Below are 26,586 nucleotides of genomic sequence, written 5' to 3' on the forward strand. Positions count from 1 at the left end.
TCGCACGGCAGCGCCCGAGTTATCAAGCGACTGTGGAGTTGTAAAAATGCTGACTGCTGAAGAAAAAGCTGCAATTGTTAAAGATTTCGCTCGTGGCGAAGGTGATACCGGTTCTCCTGAAGTTCAGGTTGCCCTGCTGACTAACGACATCAACAAGCTGCAGGACCACTTCAAGGACAACAAAAAAGACCACCATAGCCGTCGTGGTCTGATCCGTAAGGTTAACCAGCGTCGTAAGCTGTTGGACTACCTGAAAGGCAAGGACACTAGCCGTTACAGTGATCTGATTAAGCGTCTGGGCCTGCGTCGCTAAGACCCGCCCTAAGCTTGTCAAAGCCCCGCCTGATAGCTCAGTGCGGGGCTTTTTATTTTCCACTAGCCTGAAGGGCCGGTAATGCTTTGTTTGTCCTCTTAGGCAGCGTATGATAGTAGGGCTAATTAATGGCGACTAAAAATTGAAATGAAGGAAAGATCCGTGATTCCAGAAGCAAAGAAAAAAACCTTCCAGTATGGCAAGCACCAGGTAACTTTTGAAACGGGCCGCATGGCTCGCCAGGCCAGCGGCGCTGTACTGGTCACTGTGGACAAAACCAGTGTTCTCTGTACTGTTGTAGCTAAAAAAGATGTAAACCCCGACCAAGACTTTTTCCCGCTGGCTGTTTTCTACCAGGAAAAAACCTATGCCGTCGGCAAAATTCCCGGTGGCTTCTTTAAGCGTGAAGGCCGTCCAACTGAAAAAGAAACCCTTGTTTCCCGCCTGATTGACCGTCCTATCCGTCCGCTGTTTCCCAAAGGCTTCATGAATGAAGTGCAGATTATCTGCAGCGTGGTTTCAGCAGAGCGGGGCGTCGAAGCCGATGTGGCAGCCATGCTGGGTGCCTCTGCTGCGCTAAGCATTTCCGGTGTGCCCTTTAATGGTCCTCTGGCTGCTGCACGTGTCGGCTATAGCGATGAGCAGGGCTATCTGCTGAACCCCAATTCAAAAGAGTTGGAAGCTTCTCGTTTGGACATGGTTGTTGCCGGCACTGAAGCTGCGGTACTGATGGTTGAATCCGAAGCTCAAGAGCTGACCGAAGACCAGATGCTGGGTGGCGTGCTCTATGCACACGACCAAATGCAAGTAGCGATCCAAGCAATCAAGGAATTTGCGGCTGAAAATGCCAAACCTTCCTGGGACTGGCAGCCAGCTGTTAAAGACACTGCAACTGAAGACCTGGTTAAGCCTTTGGTTGCCAGCCAGATCAAAGAAGCCTACAAGATTACTGACAAGATGCAACGCTATGCGCGTCTGGATGAAATCAAAAAAGCAGCGATCGAACAGTTGGTTACTGATGCAGAAAGTGCACCTTCAGCTGATGCGGTTAAGACAGCTTTTGCCCGTTTGGAAAAAGACATTGTTCGTAACAGTGTTCTCGACGGTGAGCCACGTATTGATGGCCGCGACCACACCACCGTGCGTCCGCTGACCATCGAAGTGGGTGTGCTGCCCAAGGTACATGGTTCTGCTCTGTTTACCCGCGGTGAAACCCAGGCTCTAGTGGTAACCACGCTGGGTACTGCGCGTGATGCCCAGATTATTGAAAGCCTGGAAGGCGAATACCGCGATAACTTCCTGTTCCACTATAACTTCCCTCCTTACAGTGTCGGTGAAGCTGGCTTCATGGGTGGCCCCAAGCGTCGTGAAATTGGTCATGGTCGTCTTGCCAAGCGTGGCGTAGCGGCAATGATGCCCAGCGAAGAAGCTTTTCCCTACACCATTCGCGTGGTTTCAGAGATTACTGAATCCAATGGTTCCAGTTCCATGGCCTCGGTTTGTGGTTCATCCCTGGCATTGATGGATGCGGGTGTACCCTTAAAAGCACCGGTTGCCGGTATTGCCATGGGTCTGGTTAAGGATGGCGAGCGCTATGCCGTTCTGACCGATATCCTGGGTGATGAAGATCACCTGGGTGATATGGACTTTAAAGTGGCCGGTTCTGAGCAGGGTGTGACTGCACTGCAGATGGACATCAAGATTGAAGGCATCAATGAAGAAATCATGGAGAAGGCACTGCAACAGGCTAACCAGGCCCGTCTGGAAATCCTTAAGCAGATGAATGCTGTTTTGCCTGAAGCCCGTACTGAACTTTCAGACAATGCGCCTACCATGACCAGCCTGAAGATAGATCCCGAGAAAATTCGTGATGTTATCGGTAAAGGTGGTGCAACTATTCGTAGCATTACCGAACGCACGGGTGCCTCTATTGACATCGAAGATACCGGCGAAATCAAGGTCTTTGCGGATACACAAGAAGCAGCTAAGGCAGCCATAGAAATCATTCTGGGTCTGACCGCCGTTGCTGAAATCGACAAGGTATACAAAGGCAAGGTTGCACGCCTGGCTGATTTTGGTGCCTTTGTTACTTTCCTGCCTGGTCAGGATGGTCTGGTACACATTTCCCAGATCGACAACAAGCGCGTTGAATCAGTTAAAGACTACCTGAGCGAAGGCCAGGAAGTGCTGGTCAAGGTTATCGATATCGATAATCGTAACCGCGTTAAGCTGTCGATCAAAGAAGTCAGCGACGAAGATCGTGCCAGCTTTGCTGCTGAGAATCCTGAAGGCTAAGCCCTCAGCTTTCTTTTAGCAGGCAATAAAAAAACCCGGCCAGAGTGCCGGGTTTTCTTTTTAGAGCTTTAGCACTTAACGTTCTACTGCCAGGGCAACACCTTGGCCACCGCCAATACACAGGGTTGCCAAGCCTTTTTTGGCATCACGTTTGGTCATTTCGTGAATCAGGGTAACAAGTACACGACAACCGGAAGCACCAATCGGGTGGCCTAGGGCAATAGCGCCACCATTAACATTGACCTTCTCCGTATCCCAGCCCAGCTGACGGTTGACGCAAAGAGCCTGGGCGGCAAAGGCTTCATTCGCCTCAACCAGATCCAGCTCATTGATATCCCAGCCTGCTTTTTCCAGACATTTTTGGGTGGCAGGAATAGGGCCCGTACCCATGATTTTGGGGTCAACACCGGCAGAAGAGTAGGCCTTGATGCGAGCAAGGACAGGCAGGCCCAATTCTTCAGCTTTTTTGGCTGAGCAAAGAATGACCGCAGCAGCACCATCGTTAATGGAAGAGGCATTGCCTGCGGTTACTGTGCCATCTTTTTTGAAAGCAGGGCGCATGCCGGCGAGCTTTTCAACGCTGACATCACGCGGGCCTTCGTCAGTATCAAAAATGATGGGGTCGCCTTTACGCTGGGGAATGCTGACCGGGAAGATTTCATCCTTAAAGCGGCCTTCTTTAACGGCCTTGCAGGCTTTGGCTTGAGACGCCGCGGCAAAAGCATCTTGGTCTTCACGGCTGATGTTGAATTTTTCGACGATATTTTCTGTGGTGATACCCATGTGGTAGTCATTGAAAGCATCCCAAAGGCCATCAACGATCATGGTATCTTTAGCGGCCCAATCACCCATACGCTGGCCATTACGTGAGTTGGGCAGGATGTGCGGTGATTGACTCATGTTTTCCTGACCACCGGCAATAATAATCTCAGCATCCCCACAGCGAATGGCCTGAGTCGCCAAATGCAGAGCTTTAAGGCCTGAGCCGCAGACTTTGTTGATGGTCATGGCTGGAGTGGTTTCGGGAAGACCCGCATGGATCATAGCCTGGCGGGCCGGGTTTTGGCCGCAGCCAGCTGCGAGTACCTGGCCGAGAATGACTTCATCAACCTGGTCAGCGGCGACACCGGATTTTTCCAGAAGCCCCTTGATAACGGTTGCGCCCAAAAGGTGAGGGGCAACACTGGCAAGTGATCCTCCAAAACCACCGATGGCTGTACGACCGGCTGCTACTATAACGACGTCTTGCATGATGTACTCTCCTGTTGAGCCTCTTAATGAGGTGGAAGCCTTGATTAATGCAGTGCAAAATTAATATTAGCAAGGTAACAGAAGAAGGACAGAAAAGGATATACCCCAGCATTAAAATGCCGGTAGTCAGGGGTCAACTTTAGACTAATTTAGGGCAGCTGGAGAGGCTGCCCTGGTAAGAAAGCGTTCAGGTTTTTAGGCAACCTGAACGGGGATGGCATTGCTGGTGTGGCTGACGGCATTACCTTCAGCCATATAAATCAGCGCAGGCTTGTGCTTGATTCTTTCCGCTTCAGTAAAGTTGGCATAAGCACAAATAATGACGCGGTCACCGACACTGGCCAGATGAGCAGCGGCACCATTGACTGAAATAATACCTGAACCTGGCTCACCACGAATGATGTAGGTGGTGAAGCGCTGTCCATTCTCCAGATTATAAATCTGAATTTGTTCGTACTCATGCAGGCCGGCCATATCCAGAAGATCACCGTCGATTGCGCAGGAGCCTTCGTATTCCAGTACCGCGTGAGTAACACGTGCCTGGTGGAGCTTGGCTTTAAGCATAATGGTTTGCATGATAAAAGAACCTCTTTTTGCCTGCCGGGGCAAGCGACAAATTGTTGATTACAGGCAGAGCCGCTTTATACAGGGTTGCGGCGCCTACGTCTAGTCCCTTATTCGCCTTTGCGAACCACCAAATTGTCAATCAATCTGGCTTTGCCAAGGCGTGCAGCAGCAAGCAGTACCCATTCCCTGGCATCAATTCGTGCCGGGCTCAAATCCAGTGAACGTATTTCCACGTACTCGGGCGAAAAACCCAGCTCGGCGAGTCTGGCTCGCGCCAGGTGGGTCAGTTCATGAAAATGGGTATTGCCGGCTGCCAGCTTCTCACCAATGGATTTTAAAGTGGCATAAAGGCCCGCTGCTTTACGGCGTTCAGCCTCGGTCAGATAGGCATTGCGTGAAGACAAGGCCAGGCCATCGGTTGCCCGCTGTGTGGGTACACCAATAATTCGAATCGGGAAGTTAAGATCTCGGGTCATTTTTTGGATGACCGCCAGCTGTTGATAGTCTTTTTGTCCAAAGCAGGCAACATCCGGTTGCACAAAGTTGAACAGTTTGCTGACCACCGTGGCAACACCATCAAAGTGTCCGGGTCGTTTTTGGCCGCAGAGGCCTTCACTCACTTGGGGGACCTGAACCCGTGTCTGATTTTCCTGGCCCTCAGGGTAGACTTCGGTGACCGAGGGATTGAACAGGTAATCGCAGCCCGCAGAAGCCAGCTTTTCGCTATCCTCTTCAAGCGTTCGAGGATAGTTGTCAAAATCTTCATGGGGCCCAAACTGCAAGGGGTTAACGAAGATAGTGGTCAGAACCTTGTCAGCATGGCGCCGGGCTTCTTCAACCAGGCGCAGGTGCCCAGCATGAAGGTTGCCCATAGTGGGCACCAACGCAAGGGTTAGCCCTTGGCGGCGCAATTGGCTGACCTCTTTCCTCAGTTCAGCAGTTTGGGTGAAGGTAACCAAGGATGCTGTCATTGGAAACTATGCTCTTCTGCTGGAAAGCGACCTGTCTTCACGGCTTCATGATAAGCCTTGAGGGCAGCCGGGATGGAGTCGGCCTCAGTCATAAAATTTTTGACAAATTTGGCCGTTTTTCCAGGTGTGATGCCCAATAAATCATGCAGCACCAAAACCTGGCCATCGGTATGAGGACCTGCGCCTATACCTATGACAGGGCAGTTGACCGCTTCAGTAACGGCTTTACCGATTTCTGTTGGTACGCACTCAAGAAGAATAAGGCTGGCCCCTGCTGCTTCCAGGTTTTTAGCGGCGTCAACCAGAGCCTTGCCTGCTTCACCGCGTCCTTGAACCTTGTAACCGCCCAGTTGATTAACTGTTTGGGGCGTCAAGCCCAGATGGGCGCACACAGGGATTCCTCGGCGGGAAAGTTCGGTGATGCCTGCAGCTAGCCAAGTATCGCCTTCAATTTTGACCAGATGGGCACCCGCACGCATTAAGGCCGCAGCATTTTCCAGCAGCGTAGGGATGCTGGAATCTGACATAAAGGGGAGGTCGGCCATAATCAGGCAGCGACTGTTACCGGCTTTGACTGCGCGGGTGTGGTAAACCATGTCATCCAGGGTGACAGGTAAAGTTGAATCATGCCCCTGAAGTACCATGCCCAGAGAATCACCAATCAGCATGACATCGATGCCTGCTTCATTAATACGCTGCGAGAAGGCTGCATCATAGCAAGTGATGACACTAAACTTGTCACCTGCCGCTTTGATATCTTTGAGAGTCGTTACTGTCACTGCTTTCATGATCACGTCCGTCATCAGAAGTTCTAGGATCAGGGAGGAGATTGTTACCCCTGGTAACCTAAAAGTCAAAATTATGAAGGCATCTTTGCTTCCAGAGGTAACACCGTTTTAAGGGTGTTGCCGGAATTAAGGCGCTCTACCAAGTCAGCAAGCCTGCCATGTTCCGGTAGTTCAAGGTGGGAATCAAGTTCCATCAGTGGCTCCAGCACAAAAGGGCGCAAGTGCATTTGCGGGTGAGGAAGTTGCAGGCGGGGGTGATCCAGTTGCAGCTGATCGTAAAGCAGCAGGTCCAGATCCAGGGTTCTTGGCCCCCAGTGTTGCTTGCGCACTCTTTGATGGGCCTGTTCGAGGGCCTGAAGCTGATCGAGCAGGTCCAGAGGCAGTAGCTGGGTGTCCAGTAGGGCGGCGGCATTGATGAAATCAGGTTGATCTTGAGGCCCCAGAGGTTTGCTGATCCACAAGCGTGAGGCCTTAAGAAGTTGTGTAGATGGCAGGTCGCCCAGCTCAACCAGCGCCGTTTTCAGTTGCTGTTCCGGGTCGTTCAGATTACTGCCAAGTCCTATCCAGGCGTGTGCCATCGACAAAACCTCAGTTAACTTTTGGGCGTAGCTGGCTTGGCTTTACGGGGTCGCCTGCGCCGGGTTGTTTTGGGTGCAGGTCCCAGTTGATTCAACAGTGTTTGTTGGCCTGCTTCATCCGTAGCCTGAAACTCTGTCCACCAAGCAGCCAGCCCTTCTGTTGCCTCACCGGCAGTTTCTCTGAGTAGTAAAAAGTCATAACCGGCACGAAAACGAGGCTCACTCAAGAGTTTCCAAGCCTGTTTGCCACGCCGCTTGGGCAGCTTTAATTGCAGGTCCCAGATTTCCCGCATTGGGAAGGCGAAGCGCTTGGGGATGGTGATGTGTTGGCTTTGCCTTTGCAGTAAGCGATTACCTGCCTGCTGCATCGCTGGAAAAGGTGGCGTACCGCGTTTTTGCAGATCTTCCCATATCTGTTGCAGGCCTGGCCAGAGTAAAGCAGCATACAAAAAGGCAGGGGTAACCGGGCGTTGTTCACGGATACGCTTGTCGGTATTGGCCAGTGCCTGCTCAACCAGGGCCTGGGCGGTTGGTTGGGTTTTAAAAGCTTCATGACTGGCAGGAAAGAGCATGCCAAAAAGTTGATAGTCCTGCAGCAGGTGAAAGGTTTTGAGGGCGTCACCTGACAGGAAAAGTTTAAGGACTTCATCAAAAAGGCGAGCCGGGGGAACCTGCAGCAGAAGTTCTGCATGTTCGCGTATTGGCGCTGCTGTGGCAGCTTCCAGCTCAAAATCAAGTTTGGCCATAAAACGTATGGCTCTGAGCATGCGGACCGGATCTTCGCGGTAGCGGGTTTCAGGGTCGCCGATAAGACGCAACTGACGATTTTCTAAGTCGTTCAATCCACCCGTGAAGTCGTAAACAGAAAAGTCAGCAATGCTGTAATAGAGGGCATTGATCGTAAAATCGCGTCTGGCTGCATCCTCTTCGATATTGCCCCAGACATTGTCACGGAGCAGCATGCCGGCTTCTGATTGCTTGTGGTGTGCCGAGTTTTGGGTGTTGGCCTGGCCTCGGAAGGTGGTTACTTCAATAATCTCACGTCCAAAACGAACATGAACGATGCGAAAGCGGCGACCAATGATGCGTGAGTTGCGGAACAACTGATTGACTTCTTCTGGCGTGGCATCTGTTGCCACATCAAAATCTTTGGGATTTTTACCCAGGAGTCGGTCACGAATGCAACCACCGACCAGATAGGCTTGATGTCCGCTTTTGTGGAGCCGATAAAGAACCTTGAGGGCTCCCTCATGGATTTCGCTACGGCTTATTGGATGCTCAGCACGTGTTAAAATCTGCTGTTGCGGTTCTGGCTCAGCGCTACGCTTGAGTCGATTGGAAAGAAAGCGAGTAAATCCTTTAAGCATCAGTGATGTTCTTCTTTAAACAGGCAAAGCGGCAGTTTAACCGAGAGGCAGGCTGGGGCAAAGGCTGAAACGCAATAAAGTAAGGGGAAAGCCTTGGCTTTCCCCTTATAATCATCGATTGACTTGTGGCTATCCATTTCCGGTTAGGGAGATATTTCTAGATCGCCCTGAATACGCATCACAGTCATCAAACGGCAGCCTTGTTATTTTTGTTGGCTCTTCCGGGAAGACCATCTCGTATTCAAAACAATTTAGCCTCAGCTTGGGCGTTTTCCTGGAGCTTTTGTTGTTTTTGTTGGCTCCTTGGATGCTGTCGGCTTTTGTTGTTGTTTTTTGCCTGAGCATCTGCTTTCGCTGAAGACCGGTGACCCTGAGTACATTTGTTATTTTTGTTGTTCTGAAGCTGGTAACTGGAATTGTTTTTGTTGTCAGTAACCAGGGGTCATTCACCAGACTTCCTGTTGTTTTTGTTGTTTGGAAGTCGGTTCGGCCAGGTGCAGGGTTGTTTTTGTTGTTGCTGCAATACTGGCGCCGGTGTTCTTGTTATTCTTGTCTATTACAATGCTCGATACGTGCCAGAAATGAAAAAATCATTTATAAACAGTCTTCTAGGATATTTTGGTGTCTGTTTGTGCGTTTCGAAGCAGGTAGTGTTACCTGAAATCCACACTTGAAGTTTTGAATGTGAGGTCATAGGTAACACCTGTGGATGGCTGGAAGCTGCTATTTGCTACTTGCTGTTTTACGTTTTGGGATGCCCAGGCGCTGGCGCCTTTCCCAAAGACATTTTCTTGAGATGCCCAATTTCTTTGCCAACTCGGTTTCACTCATTTGATCTTCATTTTCCTGTACGAAACGCACAAAGTAATCTTCCAGTGAGAGGTCATCAGCGGGCAGGTGGGCAGGATCATGGTCAGCATCAGCAAACTGGCTGGTTTTGGTTTGCGGTTCGGCAAAGTTGCTGCTGATAAAACTGGCTTTCTTGATGCTGGCCGCTTTGGGTAGCTGTAAATCTTCTGCATGTAACAGGGTGTCGTCCGCCAAAATAACGGCTCTTTCTACACGGTTTTCCAGTTCCCTTACATTCCCCGGCCAGGAGTAACTCAGAAGGGCGTTGCGTGCAGATTTCGCAAAGCGTGCCTGGGGCTTGCCGAGGCGTTCGCAACTTTGCTGAAGCAGATGTTCGGCCAGCAGCAGAATGTCATCACCTCGTTCGCTGAGGCAGGGCAGTTCCAACTCAACTACATTCAGGCGGTAGTAAAGGTCAAGCCGGAATTTGCCCTGATCGACCAGAGTTTTAATGTCACGATGGGTGGCTGCCAAAAGACGAACATCTACTTTGCGTGATTCCACCGACCCCAGGCGGCGAATCTCCCCTTCCTGTAAAACCCGTAAAAGTCGCGCCTGGGCTTCCAATGGCAGTTCGCCGATCTCATCCAAAAACAAGCTGCCGCCATCAGCAGCTTCTATTAAGCCATTGCGACTGGTATTGGCACCGGTAAAAGCGCCTTTCTCGTGGCCGAAAAGTTCGGATTCAATCAGGGTTTCGGGTATGGCTGCACAGTTTACGGAGATCAGAGGGGCGGAATGGCGTGGACTGAGTTGATGAAGAGCACGGGCGACCAGTTCCTTACCTGTACCTGATTCACCCAGAATTAGTACACGGCAGTCATAGGGCGCAACCTTGTGGATCTGTTGAAAAACGGCTTGCATAACATCACTTTCACCAAGCATGCCAGCAGTGTGCTGTTCTGAGGCCGGTGTTTGCGATGTCGTTTCTTCGGTTGGCTTTTGTTGACGGCGGTGCTGATTAAGAATGTGGTTAACTGCAGTCAACATTTCATCATGATCAAAGGGCTTGGCAATATAATCGACGGCACCCTGTTTCATGGCATCAACCGCTGACCTTAGGCTGGCATAGCTGGTCATGATGAGTACGGGCAGTTGTTCGCCAATCAGCTCAGTGCCAGCTTCTCCAGGCAGGCGGAGGTCGCTGATAATCAGATCAAACTGATGAGTGTCCAGGTGTTTGCGCGCCTCAGGCACGGTGCCGGCTTCAGTGATCTGGAAACCATTACGCTCCAATAGTCTTCTCAAGGCAGAGCGGATAATGCCTTCGTCTTCAACGATCAGAATATGACTCATGGTCGTCAGGTATCTCCTGGTTGGCTAGATTCGGGGATAGCGGAAATCGGCACTGGAAACAGCTACCTTTACCAAGCAGTGGGCTGGGGCTGATTGCATGAATCTGCCCTGAATGTTCTTCGACAATACTATAAACCAGTGCAAGACCCAAGCCTGTCCCTTCACCTGCTTCCTTGGTGGTATAAAAGGGATCAAAAAGATGCTCCAGTTCTTCGCTGGCTATTCCGCAGCCATCGTCATGAATTTCGATCCAAGCTTCTGAGCCCTGAAGCTTACCAGTACAGGTGATTTGCCCCTCTTCATGGGTCGCATCCCGTGCGTTGGCAATCAGGTTAACAAAGACCTGGATTAATCGCTGGGCATCGCCCTGGATATAGAGGTCTTGGGGGCAGAGGTTTTGGTAAAAACGATGACGTCCTTTGGGGCTTAAAGAAATTAAATTGATAGCCTCATCCAAAGTGCTGGCCAGGTTAACGGCTTCGAACTGCTGCTGCTTATCCTTGTGACGTCCAGCGTGAGAGAAGCTGACCAGTGATTGAACAATCCGGGTGATGCGTTGGGTGAGCTGAAGAATTTGTAGGCTGGTTTCACGAACCGTTTCTGGGTCTTCAGCATCATACTTGAGGTTTTGAGCCAGGGATGAAATACCGGTCACCGGATTGCCTATTTCATGGGCAACACCTGCAGCAAGGCGCCCTATGGAGGCCAGGCGCTCATTGTGGATGAGTTCATCTTCCAGGTGTTTGACGTCGCTTTGATCTTCAACCAAAAGAACGGTCCCGCCCATGAGTGCAACGGGGTCGTCCAACCGGGCTTTATGCAGGCTCAACCAGAGGTGGCCTTTTTCCAGTTCCAGGGCTTGCCGATAAACCTGCTGGCGCTCTTCAGCAAGGAAGCTATCCAATAGCTGGTTCCAGGGGGCAGGCAAGTGGCGAATTCGTGAACCTATGACCTCTTCACCGCAGATTCCAGTCAGCTTTTCCATGGCATGGTTCCACATCAGGACTTCCTGATCGCGACCTAGGGTACAAATGCCCACAGGCAAGTAAAGGAGCGTTTGGCGATGGTGGCGTCTTAGCTTGTCCAGTTCCTTGGCCATCCCGGTCAAGCGGGTGCGGTAGTCTTCAAGATGGCGTTCAACAAAATGGATATCATCATCATTGCCATTATCACTGCTTTTCCAGGGCAGGTAGCGATCAATTAATTCCTGGGCAACCGCGGGCCCCATCATACCCGACAGATTGGCTTGAATGCGATCACGCAGACGCCTGAGTGCATAGGGGCGGGCATCCTGTTCATGGAGGCTCAGTTCTTTTAAGGCACGCTGTACTTCCTGCTGGGCTGTGGTTTGTCCCAAGGGAATACTTAAAAAGCGTATGAAGTCGGCAGAATTGCGTGCTTTGAGCTGGAGGCGTTTGGAATGCAGAAGGGAGTCTTGTGAGCAGGCCTGGGCGCCAATTTTTTCTTCCTCACTGGGCTCGGTTGTCAGGGAAATAAGAATAAAAATCAATATGTTGAGTGTGATAGATACGAGCGTGACTTGATACCAGTCATCCATGCCAAGGAGTGGAATGACGCCTCCCGGCCAATGAAGCTCAGTGACTCCAAACATCAGGGGTAGGCCCAAACCTATAAACCAGATGCCAAAGCCGACGGTGAGTCCAGCCAGTAACCCCTTGCGATTTGCTGCAGGCCAATAGAGCAGGGCAAGAATCCCCGGTAAAAACTGTAGCGTACCTATGAAGGCGGTTAAGCCTAGGGTGGCCAAGTCATGTTTGACGCTGAGGACCAGATAAACCAGATAGGCAATAAAAATCAGGCTGGCAATCAGCAGGCGGCGCATCCAGACCAGCCAATAATAGATATCAAACTTGGCAGGGGGCTGATACACCGTTAGTACCAGGTGATTTAAAACCATCGGGGCTAGGGCCAGGGTCATGACAATGATGGTGCCACTTGCCGCAGCCAGGCCAGCAATAAAGGATAAGAGACTCCAGTAACCTCCTAAGGAAAGACTGGCATATTCAATTGGCAGCGTGCTTTGCAATGCCTGGTGCGCCCAGTAGATGACCGGAACCGGTAAAGCGAGAAGTAGTAAAAAAAGAGGCAGCATCCAGGTTGCTTGCATCAAGGCGTCTTCGGAAGGGTTTTCAGTGAAGATGATATGGAAGATATGCGGCATGGAAACTGCCGTGGCTACAAAGAGTAAAAGCAGTGTGCGCCATTGGTTGTCTTCCAGCGGCTGAACTGACGCTGCCAGAGTGTCGCCATGGGTGGCCAGCCAGCTTTCCAAACCCTCGAAACCACCAAACACAGTAAACAAGGCAACGCCGCCCAGCAGTAAAAAAGCGACCAGCTTTACCAGGGATTCCAGGGCAATGGCGACCAAAAGACTTTCATGGCGCTCCTGCAGGGAAATATGACGAGCGCCAAAGAGGATGGCAAAAAGGGTGATGACAGCACAGAACACAAAAGCCAGATGGTAAGGTGAGGATTCATTGGTCAGCAGGTGGATGACATCACCGATGGCCTGAATCTGCAGAGCCAAAAGCGGCATGCTGGCAAAGAGTAATCCCAGAGTCACTAGCATACCCACCCAGCGGCTGCGGTAACGAAAGGCGAGTAGATCAGGTAATGAGGTGAGCTGATAGGTACGGGTTAAGCGCAATAGCGGCAGTAGAAGTACCGGTGCCAGTACAAAGGCTCCGGCAATGCCAAGATAGTAGGTTAGGTAACCATAGCCATAGCGTTCGGCCATGCCAAAAGAGCCATAAAAAGCCCAGGCACTGGCATACATCCCCAAGGCCAGAATATAGATCAGGGGATGGCGAACCAGGCGTTTGGGTAGCCAGTCTTTTTCAACCAGCCAGCCACATGCAAAGAGCAGGGAAAGATAACCAACACCGAGAAGAAAGATTTGGGTCAGCGTGAAGCTCATCGAGAAGGCCTTTTCTTTTAGAGTTGCTCAAGGCGGCGTTTTTGTTCCAGCCAAAGCGTTGCGGCAATCAGCCCTGCCCAAATCAGAAAAGGCTTGTACCAATCGGTGCCTCCCCAGGGTACGAGAAACCAGGGAGAAAAGAGATAACCCAGAGTCACCAAAACCAGAACTAGTCGGTAGAAATGCATGTCTTCAAGGACTCCTCGGGTAGCTGGGTCACTTTGGGAACCCGTTCCAGCTGCCAGTTTTTGGCTGCTTCTTCGAGCAGGGTTGCTGGCTTTTCCTGAAGCCAGGCTGGATCAACTCTTTGTTGCAGGACCAGCAGGGAGCGATAGAGCAGTTGGGTCGCCTGAGTCGTATCCAATGCAGGCGCTAGATTTTGCTTGGAGAGCTTCTGGCCCTGCTTGTTCACTATAACGGGCAAGTGGGCGTATTGAAAAGCAGGCGCTTCGGGTTGGAGGGCCTGCGCCAAATTAATCTGCCAGGGTGTGGAATCAAGCAGGTCGATACCTCGGACAATATGGGTAATGCCCTGCTCAAGATCATCCAGAGTAACCGCCAGTTGATAGGCCCAGAGTTGGTCCTTGCGCCGAATAACCACATCACCTGCGTCTGCCAGTGACCAGTACTGAGGGCCCTGGATAGCATCCTGCCAGCGAGCTTTGAGGTTGTTATCAACGGCAAAGCGCCAGGCTAGAGGGCGGTTTGGATAACGTGGCCCCTGGCGACAAAAGCCAGGATAGATTGAAAAGCCAGCTAACTCCTTGCGGGTACAGCTGCAAGGATAGGCTAGCTGCTTGTCCTGGAGCAGCTGTAAAGCCTGCTGATAAGCGGCTGAGCGTTGGCTTTGGTAAACCAGCGGACCATCCCAGAACAGACCCAGCTGTTCAAGGCTATAGAGAATCTGGTCGGCTGCGCCTGGTTCCTCTCTGGGTGGATCCAGGTCTTCAATGCGTAGGAGCCACTTGCCTTGCTGGCTACGGGCATCCAGCCAGCTGGCCAGAGCAGTGACCAGTGAACCCAGGTGCAGGGAGCCAGAAGGTGTAGGCGCAAAGCGGCCAACATACTGCATTTAGCCGCCGATCTGTTTTTCCTTGATTTCTGCCAGACTTTTGCAGTCTACACAGAGAGTCGCGGTGGGACGGGCTTCAAGACGGCGGATACCGATTTCTATGCCACAGGCATCACAGTAGCCGTAGTCCCCTTCATCAATCTTTTCCAGGGTGTCATTGATCTTTTTGATCAACTTGCGCTCACGATCACGGGTACGCAATTCCAGGCTGAACTCTTCTTCCTGGGTCGCTCGGTCAGCCGGGTCCGCAAAGTTGCTGGCTTCTTCTTTGAGGTGCTGAACAGTGCGGTCAACTTCTTCCATCAACTCCTGTTTCCATTGCAGCAGCAGCTTGCGAAAGTGTGCCAACTGCTCATCGTTCATGTACTCTTCCCCTTCAGCGAGTTGATAAGGGACAAAGTCTTGATTTGTTTCTAGTTGTTGATTGCTTTCTGGCATAACCGCCTCGCGACTTTAAAAATCTTCCTGTTTCGGCAACTGCCGGACGAAAAAAAGACTAGCTTATTTACTGGAATATCCGTGAAATTGCAAGACAAAGCGTATGCACTTTAGGGGGGAAATATTTTGAGCCTAAGCGTTGGGAAGCTGCTATCAGTAAGGTATTGGCTGTTTTGGGCGGGTTTTCTAGGTAGTTGGCTGCTTTTTGTCGATGTTGTACGAGCGGCAGACGATCGTGAAGCCTGGCTGGCCAGCGAACAAAGAGATCATCCTTTAGTCGGGCAGCTTTGGTCTTACGCCGAACAGGATTTTGTTGATCCAGCGAATTTGTTGGCCGGCCTTGAACTCGGTTCCTGGCTCTTTATTGGTGAACAGCACGACCATCCTGATCATCAGCGTCTGGCACTCTATTGGTTGAAAGCCTTGCAGAAATCGGATCGCCTGGGCTGGCTGGCGTTGGAAATGGCGAGTCGAAGCCAACAGCCGCTCTTGGACCGGCACCTGGGTGCGCAGGCAGTAGCTCCTGAAGACCTGCAATGGCAGGACCGTGGCTGGCCCTGGACGCGCTATGACGACCTGGTCCAGGCGGGACTGACTGGGTCGGCGGGAGTGATCGCCGCTGATTTGGATCGCGAAGCCCAGATGCAGGCTTATCAAGAGGGGGCACCACGTCCTGCGATCAGTGATCAGCAAGCCAAGGCACTGGATGAGTTGATCGATCAGGGTCACTGCGGTCTTTTGCCCGAGGAGCGACTACCCAGCATGCGCCAGGTTCAGCTGGCGCGGGATCAGGCCATGGCTGAGGCCTTGAGTCAGGCCGTAGGCCACCAAGGTATCCATTTGCTGATCACCGGTTCAGTCCACTCACGTCAAGATTTGGGTGTTGCCCGTTGGTTGCCAGGGGAGGTAAAGGTTACCAGTGTGCTCTTGCAAGCCGTTGATGAGGAGCGCCAAGAGCCACAGGCTTACCAGCCCGAAGGGATCGATAGCCTGCCGGCTTTTGACTACATCTTTTTTACCCCAGCCCTTCCTCCGGTAGATTATTGTGAAGAGCTGCGGCGTTCTCTTGAGGGCTAGTCATCAAGTTTTAGATGATCACGTATCAACTTGACCAGGGTTTGGCTGGCTGCTGGAGCATCCGTATCCACGGTTACTGCACAAGCCAGCTCACCTTCAGCCAGGGGCTCACGGTTGGCGAGCTGTTGTTCGAGAACCGCCAAGTCAGCTTCAGCAACCTTTTCGCCCGCTTGCTGGCGCTTGGTAATGCGCCTTTTTAAGGTGGCTTCATCCGCCTTGAGGGCGATAATCAGTGAGGGCAAACCCAGGTTTTCAGCAACTGCACGCAGCCGGTCACGCTGAGCACGTTTTAGGTTGGTTGCATCCATAGTGACTGGAAAGCAGGAGCGTAGAACCAGGTCGGCCAGTTCAGTGAGTCGCTGGTAGGTTTGTTCCGTTGCCTCGGGGGTATAAATGCCGCCGGATATGCTGGATTGGCTATTGGCTTCTGCATCCAGGCCAAATAATCGCTTGCGCTCTACATCGGAGCGGATACGAATTCCTCCCAGCTCGCGCACCACATTTTCGGTGAGGGTGCTTTTACCACTGCCAGAAACCCCGTAGGTAATCATCAAATAGGGCGGATTGAAGTCAGTATAGCTTTCAGCCAGATCGGTATAACTACGATACTGGCGCATGACAGTGGCCTTATCTTCATCGTCCAAGCCAGGTTGACCCAGGCGGAAGAGATTGATCTTGGCGCGAACCAAGGCGCGGTAGACTTTATAGAAGCAAAGTAGCTGCAAGCCTTCGTAGTCGCCGGTTTTTTCGAGATAGTAATTAAGCGTGATGTTGGCGAGTTTCTTAAGTCCACGGTCTTCCAGATCCATGAGCAGGAATGCCAGGTCACTGATCACATCACACCAGCGAAAACCCGGGTTGAATTCGATGCAATCAAAGGCCACTACCTTGCCTTGCCAAAGAGTGGCATTACCCAGGTGAAGGTCGCCATGACACTCACGCACATAGCCCTGAGCATGGCGCTGGTTGAAGGTTTCTTGCAAACGCTCAAAGGTATCTACTGACCAGGCTTGAAGAAGATCCAGTTGTTTGAGTGCTTCTTCATCGGTGAGTAGGCCGCGGATTTGATCAAAGTTTTGCTGAGCAGGGGCCCAGATGGCTGAGGCTGTTCCCAGGTCATCAGGGGGCGTTTGCCCAGCCAGCTGCCCGTGGAAGTCTGCAATTTCACCGGCAAGCTGCAGTAGGTGTTCTTCCTTGAGTTCCCCTCTTTGTTGCAAGCCATTCAGTAACTGGCTGTCATCAAATTGGCGCATCTTTAAGGCGTATTCAAAGGGATCGCTGGCATCACCAACCCTGGGAGCTTCAGGGCTGCCCGAGATGGGCAGGACTTCCAGATAGAAATCAGGAGCCAGGCGCTTGTTGAGTTGCATTTCCAGTTCAAGAAACTCTTTGCGCTTTTCCAGAGTGGAGTAATCAAGGAAACCAAAATCAACAGGTTTTTTGATCTTGTAGGCAAAGTCCCCGGTCAGCAGTACCCACGAAATATGTGTTTCGCGGACCTGGATGGCTTCAGCGGGATGGGGAAAGGCAGCTGAAGTTTTTAGGGTCTGGATCAGGGTTTCAGTCATGGTTAGGCTCCTGCCTTAAGTTGGGCAAAGGCTTGTTCAGCGGCAGCCAGGGTGAAGGCCAGTTCCTTTTCACCGTGAGCGGCAGAAACAAAGCTGGCTTCATAAGCAGAAGGCGCAAGATAAACCCCCTGATCAAGCATGGCATGGAAGAACTGCTTAAACTGTTCAAGGTTGCACTGGGTGGCTTCTGCGAAGGTGGTGACCTTGGGGGCGTCGGTAAAGAAAATACCGAACATACCGCCCGCCTGCTGAGTGGTTAGTGGAATCTTGGCGGCTTGGGCACGCGCTTCCAGGCCTTCACAAAGCTTCTGGGCGTAATCGCTGAGTTGTTGATGAAAGTTGGGCTGGCGCAATTTGTTCAGAAGCGTAATACCTGCAGCCATTGCCAGGGGGTTGCCGGATAGTGTACCGGCTTGATAGACGGGGCCCAGAGGAGAGAGCTGGTTCATAACTTCCTCTTTGCCGCCAAAAGCACCCACAGGCAGGCCACCGCCAACGATTTTGCCTAGAGTGGTCAGATCCGGTGTGACGGCATAGGCTTCCTGAGCACCACCCAGGGCAACCCTGAAGCCTGACATGACTTCATCAAAAATAAGCAGGGCACCTGACTGGTCACAAACTTCACGTAGGGTTTCCAAAAAGCCAGGCTCAGGTGGAATACAGTTCATGTTGCCAGCTACTGGCTCGACAATAATACAGGCAATCTGGTCGCCGATTTCTTTAAAGCAGTCGCGTACTTCTTGGCTGTCATTGAAGGTGAGTGTCAGGGTGTGTTTGGCAAAATCTTCAGGGACACCTGGAGAGGTAGGTACGCCAAAGGTCAGGGCGCCTGAGCCGGCTTTGACCAGCAGTGAGTCGCTATGGCCATGGTAGCAGCCTTCAAATTTGACGATCTTGTCACGTCCAGTGAAACCCCGTGCCAAGCGAATGGCGCTCATGGTGGCTTCAGTACCTGAGTTGACCATGCGCACGCGATCCATAGAAGGCACCAGCTCACAAAGCAGTTCAGCCATTTCAGTTTCCAGGCCGGTCGGTGCGCCATAGGAAAGGCCCAGATCAAGCCTGGAACGAACTGCATTCAAAATATCCGGATCAGCATGCCCGGTAATCATTGGCCCCCAGGAACCGACATAGTCCAGGTAACGGCGATCATCCTCGTCCACCATGTAGGCGCCTTCGGCTTTCTTGATGAACAGTGGCGTGCCTCCCACGCTTTTAAAAGCACGTACCGGCGAGTTGACGCCACCTGGGATGGTTTTTTGGGCGCGTTCAAAAAGTTCTGCTGAGCGAGTCATGCTGTACCTCGGTTGGTAATGAATTCAGAAGGGTATCTTTAATGGCTTGATGATACTGATGAACGGCTTGCTGGGGATTGGATTGCGCAAAAATACCTTCGACAGCGGCAATCATGCTGGCCCCGGCTGCCTTGACTTCAGCCGCTCTTGCAGGTGAGTTGATGCCGCCTATGCCAACCAGGGGTAAGCCGAGGTGAGCGGCCTGGGTAAAGATGGCCAGACTGGTGGCAGGAGCGGAAGGTTTAGTTGACGAAGGGTAGCAGCGGCCAAAGGCCAAATAGTCAGCTCCCTGGATTTTGGCTTCTTCTGCCAGCTGCAAACTATTGTGGCAGGTGCGACCGATGAGGACATCAGGGCCCAGGTAATCCCGCGCTTGCAGAAGCACGCCATCTTCCTGGCCAAGATGAATGCCATCTGCGCCACTGGCTTTTGCCAAAAGCACATCATCATTGATGATTAAAAGGCAGCCATAATGGCCGCAAAGCTCTGCAAGGCCTCTTGCCTGACGCAGGGCTTTACTGGCATCAGCCTTTTTGTCTCGGTATTGCAGGCAGCTGAGACCTGCTTTTAACGCGGACTCAACAGCCATGAAGAGCTGGGTATCATCAGGCAGCAGCTGCGGGTCCGTGATCGCGTAGATTCCGTTAAGCTGTTGGCGGTCAGACATTTGCAATATCCTTGATGCGTAAGGGTAGATGCTGGCCTTCACTCAGTTTGAGGGCCTGTTTCAGGCTATGCCAAGTAAAGTCCTGGGCAACTTGTGATGCTATTTCCAAAGACTCACCGCGTGCAATAAGGGCGGTGATGGCCGCAGCAAGCGTACAGCCACTGCCATGATATTCATGAGGCAGACGAGGCCAGCGACTATTTTGAACACTGGACTCCAATGACAGATAAAGCTGATTGCGCACCGCTTGGGTTTCTGCATGAGTGCCAGTAACCAGGACCGCTCTGCAGCCAGTCTGGATCAGCTTTCTTGCCTTTTCATCGGTGGTGCTTTTGCCCGGCACCAGTAGCGCCAGTTCAGGCAGGTTGGGGGTGACCAGCGTGGCTCTGGGAAGTAGTTGGTCTTGCCAATGATAAAGCTGTTCATCGCTGAGAAAGCGTTTGCCTGAAGTGCTGGCAATCACGGGGTCTAAAATCAGGGGAATATCATCATTACGGCGCAGCCAGCTGCCAATAATTTGTTGGATGGCCAGGCTGCCGGTGACGCCAATTTTAACGGCCTGGGGTCTCAGGTCCGCTGTTAAGGTTTCCAGCTGATCTTCAAAGGCATCCGGGTTTTGCGGATAAACATCGACAACGCTATGGCTGTTTTGGCTGGTCAGTGCAGTTATGAGCGTTAACGGCCAGGCCTTGAGGGTCAGCATGGCCTGGGCATCGGCAAGTATGCCTGCGCCGCCGCTGGGGTCATGTCCGCCTATGGCAAGCACACAGGGGTATTTCTTTTGAAAATGCTGATTGGTTCCAGGTTCAAGCATGCTTCACCAGGGTTTGATTACGACCAGTAGAGTAATAAAAACAAGTAAAAAGACAGGAAGTTCATTAAACACACGATACCAAATATGGCTGTGACGATTTTCGTCCCGTGCAAAGGCCTTCAATAAATAGCCGCACCAAAAATGGTAGATAACCAACAGACCAACCAGTAGCAGTTTGGCATGCATCCAACCCTGCTGTAGATAAGCACTGAAATTGAAGCTTAACAAGGCAACACCTAGTAGAATGACGGCCAGCATAGATGGTGTCATGATGCCGCGATAGAGTTTTCTTTCCATGACTTTGAAGCGCTCACTGCCCTGATTATCCCCTTCTGCGAGTGCCAAAGTATGATAAACATAGAGGCGTGGTAAATAAAAAAGAGCGGCAAACCAAGTCACCACGGCCATAATATGGAACGCTTTGAGTAGCAGGTAACTCATGATGCACCTTGTCTGGAATTAAAGGGCGTAGCATACCTCAAGTGTCAGTTCCTAGGTAGGCGCGTTCACCTTGTGGTTTCTGGAATTGAAAAGGTGGCATACAGGCCGCCAGATTTTGTGTATGATTCAGCGCTAAACTTTTGGATTGTTTGGAAAGGTCTTGGAGGTTCAGGTGGTTAACTTAGGCATAGTAGGTGGAACAGGTTATACCGGTGTTGAGCTTCTGCGTCTTTTGGCATCGCACCCTGAAGCCAAGGTTAAGGTAATAACCTCACGATCTGACTCAGGAATGCTGGTTGCTGATATGTATCCAAGTCTTAGAGATCACTACCCTGACCTCTGTTTTACTGAGCCTGATGCAGCAACCCTGGCTGCCTGTGATCTGGTGTTTTTTGCCACGCCTCATGGTGTTGCCCATGCTCTGGCCGCGGACCTTTTGTCTGCAGGAACCCGGGTGGTGGACTTGTCTGCAGATTTTCGCTTGCGCGATGCTGATGAATGGTCGCGCTGGTATGGTCAGCCCCATGGTGCGCCTGAACTTTTGCCTCAGGCCGTTTATGGGCTTCCCGAAGTGGCCCGTGAGGAGATTCGTGAAGCCCGTTTGATTGCTGTGCCCGGGTGCTACCCAACAGCTGTTCAGCTGGCGCTGATTCCTCTGTTAGAAAAGAAGTTGATTACCACTCAAGGCATTATTGCCGACTGTAAATCGGGTGTTTCTGGCGCGGGTCGTTCAGCAAAAGTTGGCTCTCTTTACTGTGAGACTTCTGAAAGCATGAAGGCCTACTCTGTTGGTAAGCACAGGCATCACCCCGAAATTACTCAGGGTTTAAGTCAGGCTGCCCAGGAAGCCGTGGGTATTACCTTTGTGCCTCATTTGACACCCATGATTCGTGGCATTCATGCAACCCTGTATGTGCGCTTGAAACCAGAGCAACAACAGCTAACCAATGAAGAGTTGCAAGAGCTGTTTGAAACCCGTTATCAAAATGAACCCTGCGTTGATGTTATGCCTTGGGAATCCTGCCCTGAGACGCGCAGTGTTAAAGGTGCCAATATTTGTCGGATCGCCCTGCATCGTCCCCATGACAGTGATCTGCTCGTTGTCTTGGCAGTAATTGATAATCTGGTGAAAGGAGCAAGTGGGCAGGCAGTACAAAATATGAATATTATGTTTGGCCTCGAAGAGTCAACAGGTTTAAAGTTTGCAGGTTTGTTGCCTTGAACTTTTTTGGTAGTGGATGCTGAGTGATGAATACAGGACAGCAAGAGCGTTTGGAAATAGTTGCTTACAATCCTTGGAAGCGCTTTTTTACCCGGGCGGTAATTGCCCTGATCATGGTTACTTTAGGTGTGGGTGGCTATTACTATGGGCGCTGGAGCGTATGGCATGAAAGAGGCACTGCAGTTATTGAAAGAGACGAACTACGCCTGATCACTCGTGAGCAGGAAGAAGAATTGAAAGAGTTGCGTCGCCGGGTGCTGGTCACTGAAAGTAGTAATGCGGTTGATCGTCGTGCCTATCAGGAAGTTCAGCAAACGGTTTTGAACTTAAATGCGCGTATTGCTCAGCTGGAAAATGAACTCCACTTTTATCAGCGGGTAATGGCACCTGAAAAAACTGATCAAGGTTTGCGAATTGATAGCCTGGACCTGCGGCCCACAGGTGAGAATCGAACTTATGAGTATCAGTTGGTGATTACTCAGGTAACGGATAACAACACTTTTATAGAAGGACGGGCATTGGTGAGTATCATTGGTCAGCGTGGCCAGACAAAGAATGTCACGTTACCACTGAAGGATGTCTCGGATGATGTTGATGATCTGAGTGTTCGTTTCCGATTCCGTTTCTTCCAGAATGTTGCCGGGCAGCTACAGTTGCCTGAAGATTTTGAACCTGAAAGAGTTCAGGTGATCTTGCAATCAACAGGAAGAAAAGCAATGCGTATTGAACAAGAATTTGACTGGTCAAGCCAGGAGGCTCTCTAAATGTTTGGTAAAAATGCTCCTCCAAGCAATCACTTTGATACCCTGATTTCCAGTAAAGCTGAAATAGTGGGTGATATCCACTTTTCAGGCGGTCTGCATATTGATGGTAGGGTTTACGGTAATATTATTGCTGATGATGAGTCGAAGGCCGTGCTCAGAGTGAGTGATAAAGGAGTTGTTGAAGGAGAGGTGTCAGTCCCCCACGTGATCGTGAATGGTGCCATTGTGGGTGATGTTCATTCCTGTGAGCATATTGAACTTGCCGCTAAAGCTGCTATTAAAGGCAATGTTTTCTACAACACCATTGAAATGGTTATGGGTGCCCAGGTTGAAGGGCGCATGGCTCACCGCTACAAGAGCATCAAGGGTAGTGAAAAGCCCAAAATGCCTAAGCAGGTGACCCGTGAAAAGCCTATTCCAAGCCAGGCCCTGACTGCGGAAGGTAAAGACCAGCAGGCGAAAGAGCAGCAAGCAAAAGACGCAGCTGTTCAACCAAAGCCAGCAGTTGCTGCAGCTGTTGCCCCTGCTTCCGATAAGCCAGGGCAATCCAGCTCAACTTCTTCAGATAAACCGACTGCTCAAAAATGATCAAGCTGCCTCCCTGGATTTAGCCCAGGGAGGTGCCGTTGATACTTGACTAAATTACTTGGTTAAGCCAGACTGCTTAGGCAGATTAACGGAGTTGGCGAGATATGACCTCAGCAGTAAGCTTTGTTCCCCAAGCACTTTTTATTACCCCGGCCGCGATTGAAAAGGTTAAGGGGCTCGTAGAATCCGAACATAACCCAGGCTTGATGCTTAGGGTTTATGTGACCGGTGGCGGCTGCTCCGGTTTTCAGTATGGTTTCGACTTTTCTGAAGAAATGCAGGATGATGACACCCTGATTGAAGAGCAGGGCGCGCGCTTTGTGCTGGATGCTCTTAGTTATCCTTATCTCGTTGGTTCGACACTGGATTATGTTGAGGGCCTTGAGGGTTCGCGCTTTATCCTGACTAATCCCAATGCATCCACAACCTGTGGCTGTGGATCTTCCTTTTCGATTTAATTAGGCTGGATAGTAGCCGCCAAGGATGCGCTCTCCTTTTGCCCCAGTCACTTCAGGTAAATTTCCACTGAGGCCTTGTTGGTGGCGGTAGGCAAGCCATGCAAAAGCAAGGGCTTCAACATCCTGCGGCGGAATGCCCAGCTCATCCGTTGTTAGCGTTGTCCGTTGGCTGACTGTAGCAATTCTCTCCAGTAAATAACGATTCTTTGCGCCACCGCCACAAACCAGAAGCTTGGCGGTGCCTTGAGTATCCAGGGTATTGATGGCCTGGCAAAGGCTAACAGCAGTGAGTTCAGTCAGAGTGGCCTGAATATCCTCATCGGCAAGCTGTGAAGAGCTAAATTCTGCAAGCTGATCTTGAAGCCAGTTTAAGTTGAACTTCTCGCGTCCCGTACTTTTCGGAAAGCCCTGAGTAAAGTAGCTGTCCTTTAGGAGATGTTCGAGAAGCTCAGTGATCAGTTGCCCGCCTCTTGCCCAATGCCCCTTATTATCAAAGGCTTGCTGCTGCTTGAGTTGGCACCAGCCATCCAGGAGAATATTGGCTGGGCCAGTATCCATTCCCAAAGAAGGCTGATCGAGCTGAGCAGGCAGCCAGGTTATATTGGCAATGCCGCCCAGGTTAACAATGATGCGATCTTCGGCATCGGAAGCCATAAAGCTCTGATGAAAAGCTGGCGCTAAGGGTGCGCCCTGGCCGCCAGCTGCCAAGTCCCTGCGCCTAAAATCACAGATGACATTGCATCCTGTCAATTCGCTTAGCAGGCTGGGGTTTAACAACTGCAAGGTGTAGCCTTGATTGGGGCGGTGCTCAATGGTTTGACCATGGCAGCCTAGAGCCAGGGGAGTGATGTTGGGGTACTGTTGACTGAGAAGCTTCCAGCATTGGGCATAGCTTTGGGTTAAGAGTTCTTCTGCTGCTGAAAGGTCACTAAAACTGACCAGATCACTGCTTGCCAGCTTTAAAAGAAGTGCTCTGAGTTGGGGTGGAAAATCAACACTGCTCCTGCCGATGACTTCCAGGTCTCCTGCCCCACCAAAGTAACTAGCAACGGCGTCCACCCCATCCAGGCTGGTGCCTGACATCATGCCTACATAGATCTGTTTGCGATTCATCTGCCTGCCTGGAGCTCTCGTTCCCATCAAAGGTGATGGTATACTCTGCCACATTCATCTTGCTTGCACTAGCAGCACTCACTTTCAATGATTAAAGGAAGATAAATGAGCACCACTCAAGAAGCCCTTGATCTGATCAAACGTGGCACCCATGAAATTTTAATCGAAGAAGAGCTGGTTAAAAAACTGGAAACAGGAAAGCCGCTGCGTATTAAAGCAGGCTTTGATCCTACAGCGCCAGATTTGCACTTGGGGCATACGGTGTTGATTAACAAGCTACGGCAGTTCCAGGATCTCGGGCATCAAGTGCTTTTTTTGATCGGTGACTTTACCGGGCGCATTGGCGACCCTACAGGTAAAAATGTCACCCGCAAACCTTTGACTGAACACGAAGTTAAAGCGAATGCCCAGACCTACAAAGAACAGGTGTTCAAGATTCTCGATCCAGCAAAAACAGAAGTAATGTTCAACTCTCACTGGATGGGTGAAATGAATGCAGCAGGTCTGATAGAACTGGCTGCTCAATCCACAGTGGCACGTATGCTCGAGCGTGACGATTTTGAAAAGCGCTACAAGGGTAACCAGCCGATTGCCATTCATGAGTTTCTTTATCCACTGATTCAAGGTTATGACTCGGTTGCTATGGATGCTGATGTTGAGCTCGGCGGCACCGATCAGAAATTCAATCTGCTGATGGGTCGTGAAATCCAGAAAAGTAAGGGTCTGGAGCCTCAGGTTGTTATCACTATGCCGCTTCTGGAAGGTCTGGATGGTGTGCAGAAAATGTCCAAGTCCTTGGGTAACTATGTGGGTATCGATGAAGCCCCAGGAGTTATGTTCAACAAAATCGTTTCCATGCCCGACAGCCTGATGTGGCGTTATTTCGAACTGCTGTCTTTCCGCAGCATGGAAGAAATTGCTGGGCTTAAGCGGGAGGTTGAAGGTGGAACTAACCCGCGCGATATCAAAATCTTACTGGCACGTGAGCTGATAGCTCGCTTTCATGATGAAGAAGCAGCCGCCAATGCGCATAAATCTGCAGGTAATCGCCTAGCCGAAGGAGAATTGCCCGAAGATCTTCCTGAAGTTGAAGTTGATCTTGCAGGTGAGGCTGACCTACCAATTGTAGCTGTTATTAATCGTGCAGGACTAACCACTAATGCTGCTCAAGCAAAGGATGCCGTTAAAAGAGGAGCAGTGCGAGTGGATCATCAAGAAGTGAATGCTGACTGTCGCTTAACAGTAGGAAGCGAGCAGGTGATTCAGGTCGGTAAAAAGAAGTATGCCCGAGTTCGTTTAGTCTAGTTGTAAAAAAATTTCATAAGGGTCTTGCATCTGTAAGAATTGTGCCTATAATACGTCTCTCTTGTCGGGGAGGTCTTGAAAAAGCGCTTGGCAAGGGAAGGCAAGGAAGTCTGCAAGCGGTTGATTTTCTTTAGATTTTTTAAAGGCGATCAAAAATAAGTGCTTGACACTGGAGAGAAACGCTGTAGAATGCGCTCCACTGATTCGGCAGCAACAGCTGCACAGAATCGACGCTCTTTAAGAAAGCATCAGGTACATTCATGTGGGCGCTTGCGGGATGGGTTGGAGGCGCTGGACTTTCAAAACCTTTCGGGGTTTTATCTAGGAAGCCAGTTAAGTCACTAAAACATCAAGGCAAGCGACTCGTCGAGATTTTCGGATCTCAATTATTCGTTTGAACCTTGAGCCAAGTTTGATTCTCTTAAAGAATCGATGATTTTAAACTGAAGAGTTTGATCATGGCTCAGATTGAACGCTGGCGGCAGGCCTAACACATGCAAGTCGAGCGGAAACGATGGGAGCTTGCTCCCAGGCGTCGAGCGGCGGACGGG

26 protein-coding genes and 1 rRNA gene are annotated in these 26,586 nt (G+C 51.0%); 9 read left to right on the forward strand and 18 right to left on the reverse strand.

What is annotated here, in order from left to right:
• The first annotated feature begins 46 nt into the window (after positions 1–46).
• Entirely contained in the window at positions 47–313 is a 267-nt protein-coding gene (gene rpsO / locus BM185_RS11565; protein ID WP_091963800.1) for a 30S ribosomal protein S15, read from the forward strand.
• A gap of 147 nt (positions 314–460) precedes the next feature.
• Complete coding sequence (gene pnp / locus BM185_RS11570; RefSeq protein WP_091963802.1) at positions 461–2,608, forward strand: polyribonucleotide nucleotidyltransferase; 2,148 nt, start codon at positions 461–463, stop codon at positions 2,606–2,608.
• Between the two features lie 75 nt (positions 2,609–2,683).
• On the opposite strand, the gene BM185_RS11575 is transcribed toward pnp, so the two are convergent.
• From BM185_RS11575 to dksA, 12 genes are all read right to left on the reverse strand, one after another.
• Positions 2,684–3,859: an acetyl-CoA C-acetyltransferase gene (locus tag BM185_RS11575; RefSeq protein ID WP_091963805.1), complete on the reverse strand. Its 1,176-nt coding sequence runs from the start codon at positions 3,857–3,859 to the stop codon at positions 2,684–2,686.
• 195 nt (positions 3,860–4,054) lie between these two features.
• A complete protein-coding gene (panD, locus tag BM185_RS11580) occupies positions 4,055–4,435 on the reverse strand; it encodes an aspartate 1-decarboxylase (protein WP_091963808.1) in 381 nt (126 codons plus the stop codon).
• Between the two features lie 98 nt (positions 4,436–4,533).
• Positions 4,534–5,385, reverse strand: coding sequence for a pantoate--beta-alanine ligase (panC, locus tag BM185_RS11585; protein ID WP_425434208.1), 852 nt, complete (start codon positions 5,383–5,385; stop codon positions 4,534–4,536).
• 8 nt (positions 5,386–5,393) lie between these two features.
• Entirely contained in the window at positions 5,394–6,185 is a 792-nt protein-coding gene (panB, locus tag BM185_RS11590; protein WP_091963931.1) for a 3-methyl-2-oxobutanoate hydroxymethyltransferase, read from the reverse strand.
• 71 nt (positions 6,186–6,256) lie between these two features.
• Positions 6,257–6,763 (reverse strand): 2-amino-4-hydroxy-6-hydroxymethyldihydropteridine diphosphokinase, encoded by a 507-nt coding sequence (folK, locus tag BM185_RS11595; RefSeq protein ID WP_091963813.1) that lies wholly within the window; start codon positions 6,761–6,763, stop codon positions 6,257–6,259.
• Positions 6,764–6,777: 14 nt separating this feature from the next.
• Complete coding sequence (gene pcnB / locus BM185_RS11600) at positions 6,778–8,130, reverse strand: polynucleotide adenylyltransferase PcnB (RefSeq protein WP_091963816.1); 1,353 nt, start codon at positions 8,128–8,130, stop codon at positions 6,778–6,780.
• 129 nt (positions 8,131–8,259) lie between these two features.
• Positions 8,260–8,580 (reverse strand): hypothetical protein, encoded by a 321-nt coding sequence (locus tag BM185_RS11605; protein WP_091963819.1) that lies wholly within the window; start codon positions 8,578–8,580, stop codon positions 8,260–8,262.
• Between the two features lie 273 nt (positions 8,581–8,853).
• Complete coding sequence (locus tag BM185_RS11610) at positions 8,854–10,275, reverse strand: sigma-54-dependent transcriptional regulator (protein WP_091963821.1); 1,422 nt, start codon at positions 10,273–10,275, stop codon at positions 8,854–8,856.
• Positions 10,253–13,213, reverse strand: coding sequence for an ATP-binding protein (locus tag BM185_RS11615; protein WP_091963825.1), 2,961 nt, complete (start codon positions 13,211–13,213; stop codon positions 10,253–10,255). Before BM185_RS11615 ends, BM185_RS11610 begins: the two co-directional genes overlap by 23 nt.
• A gap of 17 nt (positions 13,214–13,230) precedes the next feature.
• Positions 13,231–13,401: a hypothetical protein gene (locus BM185_RS14690; protein WP_177203543.1), complete on the reverse strand. Its 171-nt coding sequence runs from the start codon at positions 13,399–13,401 to the stop codon at positions 13,231–13,233.
• Complete coding sequence (gluQRS, locus tag BM185_RS11620; RefSeq protein ID WP_091963828.1) at positions 13,383–14,285, reverse strand: tRNA glutamyl-Q(34) synthetase GluQRS; 903 nt, start codon at positions 14,283–14,285, stop codon at positions 13,383–13,385. The genes BM185_RS14690 and gluQRS overlap by 19 nt, the downstream gene beginning before the upstream one ends.
• Entirely contained in the window at positions 14,286–14,723 is a 438-nt protein-coding gene (gene dksA / locus BM185_RS11625; protein WP_091963830.1) for an RNA polymerase-binding protein DksA, read from the reverse strand.
• A 126-nt stretch (positions 14,724–14,849) separates the two neighbouring features.
• Between dksA and BM185_RS11630 the strand changes: the two genes are divergently transcribed.
• On the forward strand, positions 14,850–15,800 hold the full coding sequence (locus BM185_RS11630) for a ChaN family lipoprotein (protein WP_177203544.1): 951 nt from the start codon (positions 14,850–14,852) through the stop codon (positions 15,798–15,800).
• Here the strand turns inward: BM185_RS11630 and BM185_RS11635 are convergent.
• From BM185_RS11635 to hemJ, 5 genes are read right to left on the reverse strand one after another with little or no spacing between them, the layout of a single operon-like run.
• Positions 15,797–17,368 (reverse strand): bifunctional aminoglycoside phosphotransferase/ATP-binding protein, encoded by a 1,572-nt coding sequence (locus BM185_RS11635; protein ID WP_091963836.1) that lies wholly within the window; start codon positions 17,366–17,368, stop codon positions 15,797–15,799. The two genes, BM185_RS11630 and BM185_RS11635, sit on opposite strands and share 4 nt — an antisense overlap.
• A gap of 2 nt (positions 17,369–17,370) precedes the next feature.
• A complete protein-coding gene (hemL, locus tag BM185_RS11640) occupies positions 17,371–18,663 on the reverse strand; it encodes a glutamate-1-semialdehyde 2,1-aminomutase (RefSeq protein ID WP_091963839.1) in 1,293 nt (430 codons plus the stop codon).
• Entirely contained in the window at positions 18,638–19,330 is a 693-nt protein-coding gene (thiE, locus tag BM185_RS11645; protein WP_091963842.1) for a thiamine phosphate synthase, read from the reverse strand. The genes hemL and thiE overlap by 26 nt, the downstream gene beginning before the upstream one ends.
• Positions 19,323–20,144 carry a bifunctional hydroxymethylpyrimidine kinase/phosphomethylpyrimidine kinase gene (thiD, locus tag BM185_RS11650; protein WP_091963844.1) on the reverse strand — a complete coding sequence of 274 codons (822 nt, stop codon included), beginning with the start codon at positions 20,142–20,144 and terminating at the stop codon, positions 19,323–19,325. The genes thiE and thiD overlap by 8 nt, the downstream gene beginning before the upstream one ends.
• Before the next feature lie 3 nt (positions 20,145–20,147).
• Entirely contained in the window at positions 20,148–20,585 is a 438-nt protein-coding gene (hemJ, locus tag BM185_RS11655) for a protoporphyrinogen oxidase HemJ (RefSeq protein ID WP_091963847.1), read from the reverse strand.
• 172 nt (positions 20,586–20,757) lie between these two features.
• Here hemJ and argC point away from each other — a divergent pair, with 172 nt between their 5' ends.
• The 4 genes from argC (at position 20,758) to erpA (ending at position 23,617) form a co-directional block, all read left to right on the forward strand.
• A complete protein-coding gene (gene argC / locus BM185_RS11660) occupies positions 20,758–21,807 on the forward strand; it encodes an N-acetyl-gamma-glutamyl-phosphate reductase (protein ID WP_091963934.1) in 1,050 nt (349 codons plus the stop codon).
• Positions 21,808–21,833: 26 nt separating this feature from the next.
• On the forward strand, positions 21,834–22,571 hold the full coding sequence (locus tag BM185_RS11665) for a DUF6776 family protein (protein WP_091963851.1): 738 nt from the start codon (positions 21,834–21,836) through the stop codon (positions 22,569–22,571).
• On the forward strand, positions 22,572–23,159 hold the full coding sequence (locus tag BM185_RS11670; protein ID WP_091963854.1) for a bactofilin family protein: 588 nt from the start codon (positions 22,572–22,574) through the stop codon (positions 23,157–23,159).
• 104 nt (positions 23,160–23,263) lie between these two features.
• Positions 23,264–23,617, forward strand: a complete 354-nt coding sequence (erpA, locus tag BM185_RS11675) for an iron-sulfur cluster insertion protein ErpA (RefSeq protein WP_091963857.1) — start codon at positions 23,264–23,266, stop codon at positions 23,615–23,617.
• On the opposite strand, the gene BM185_RS11680 is transcribed toward erpA, so the two are convergent.
• On the reverse strand, positions 23,618–24,730 hold the full coding sequence (locus tag BM185_RS11680) for an anhydro-N-acetylmuramic acid kinase (RefSeq protein WP_091963858.1): 1,113 nt from the start codon (positions 24,728–24,730) through the stop codon (positions 23,618–23,620). It abuts the gene before it with no gap.
• A gap of 105 nt (positions 24,731–24,835) precedes the next feature.
• On the opposite strand from BM185_RS11680, the gene tyrS reads away from it, so the two are divergent.
• Entirely contained in the window at positions 24,836–26,035 is a 1,200-nt protein-coding gene (tyrS, locus tag BM185_RS11685) for a tyrosine--tRNA ligase (RefSeq protein WP_091963860.1), read from the forward strand.
• 440 nt (positions 26,036–26,475) lie between these two features.
• Positions 26,476–26,586, forward strand: a 16S ribosomal RNA gene (locus BM185_RS11690); the annotation flags it as partial.

It is taken from the genome of Marinospirillum celere (assembly GCF_900112235.1).
Classification (GTDB): domain Bacteria; phylum Pseudomonadota; class Gammaproteobacteria; order Pseudomonadales; family Halomonadaceae; genus Marinospirillum; species Marinospirillum celere.

Bases quoted from the DNA above. Each gene is read 5' to 3' on its own strand.
- rpsO (WP_091963800.1), top strand. From the start codon at position 47: ATGCTGACTGCTGAAGAAAAAGCTGCAATTGTTAAAGATTTCGCTCGT.
- pnp (WP_091963802.1), top strand. From the start codon at position 461: ATGAAGGAAAGATCCGTGATTCCAGAAGCAAAGAAAAAAACCTTCCAG.
- BM185_RS11575 (WP_091963805.1), bottom strand. From the start codon at position 3,859: ATGCAAGACGTCGTTATAGTAGCAGCCGGTCGTACAGCCATCGGTGGT.
- panD (WP_091963808.1), bottom strand. From the start codon at position 4,435: ATGCAAACCATTATGCTTAAAGCCAAGCTCCACCAGGCACGTGTTACT.
- panB (WP_091963931.1), bottom strand. From the start codon at position 6,185: ATGAAAGCAGTGACAGTAACGACTCTCAAAGATATCAAAGCGGCAGGT.
- folK (WP_091963813.1), bottom strand. From the start codon at position 6,763: ATGGCACACGCCTGGATAGGACTTGGCAGTAATCTGAACGACCCGGAA.
- pcnB (WP_091963816.1), bottom strand. From the start codon at position 8,130: ATGCTTAAAGGATTTACTCGCTTTCTTTCCAATCGACTCAAGCGTAGC.
- BM185_RS11610 (WP_091963821.1), bottom strand. From the start codon at position 10,275: ATGAGTCATATTCTGATCGTTGAAGACGAAGGCATTATCCGCTCTGCC.
- BM185_RS11615 (WP_091963825.1), bottom strand. From the start codon at position 13,213: ATGAGCTTCACGCTGACCCAAATCTTTCTTCTCGGTGTTGGTTATCTT.
- BM185_RS14690 (WP_177203543.1), bottom strand. From the start codon at position 13,401: ATGCATTTCTACCGACTAGTTCTGGTTTTGGTGACTCTGGGTTATCTC.
- gluQRS (WP_091963828.1), bottom strand. From the start codon at position 14,285: ATGCAGTATGTTGGCCGCTTTGCGCCTACACCTTCTGGCTCCCTGCAC.
- dksA (WP_091963830.1), bottom strand. From the start codon at position 14,723: ATGCCAGAAAGCAATCAACAACTAGAAACAAATCAAGACTTTGTCCCT.
- BM185_RS11635 (WP_091963836.1), bottom strand. From the start codon at position 17,368: ATGACTGAAACCCTGATCCAGACCCTAAAAACTTCAGCTGCCTTTCCC.
- hemL (WP_091963839.1), bottom strand. From the start codon at position 18,663: ATGACTCGCTCAGCAGAACTTTTTGAACGCGCCCAAAAAACCATCCCA.
- thiE (WP_091963842.1), bottom strand. From the start codon at position 19,330: ATGTCTGACCGCCAACAGCTTAACGGAATCTACGCGATCACGGACCCG.
- thiD (WP_091963844.1), bottom strand. From the start codon at position 20,144: ATGCTTGAACCTGGAACCAATCAGCATTTTCAAAAGAAATACCCCTGT.
- hemJ (WP_091963847.1), bottom strand. From the start codon at position 20,585: ATGAGTTACCTGCTACTCAAAGCGTTCCATATTATGGCCGTGGTGACT.
- BM185_RS11665 (WP_091963851.1), top strand. From the start codon at position 21,834: ATGAATACAGGACAGCAAGAGCGTTTGGAAATAGTTGCTTACAATCCT.
- BM185_RS11670 (WP_091963854.1), top strand. From the start codon at position 22,572: ATGTTTGGTAAAAATGCTCCTCCAAGCAATCACTTTGATACCCTGATT.
- erpA (WP_091963857.1), top strand. From the start codon at position 23,264: ATGACCTCAGCAGTAAGCTTTGTTCCCCAAGCACTTTTTATTACCCCG.
- BM185_RS11680 (WP_091963858.1), bottom strand. From the start codon at position 24,730: ATGAATCGCAAACAGATCTATGTAGGCATGATGTCAGGCACCAGCCTG.
- tyrS (WP_091963860.1), top strand. From the start codon at position 24,836: ATGAGCACCACTCAAGAAGCCCTTGATCTGATCAAACGTGGCACCCAT.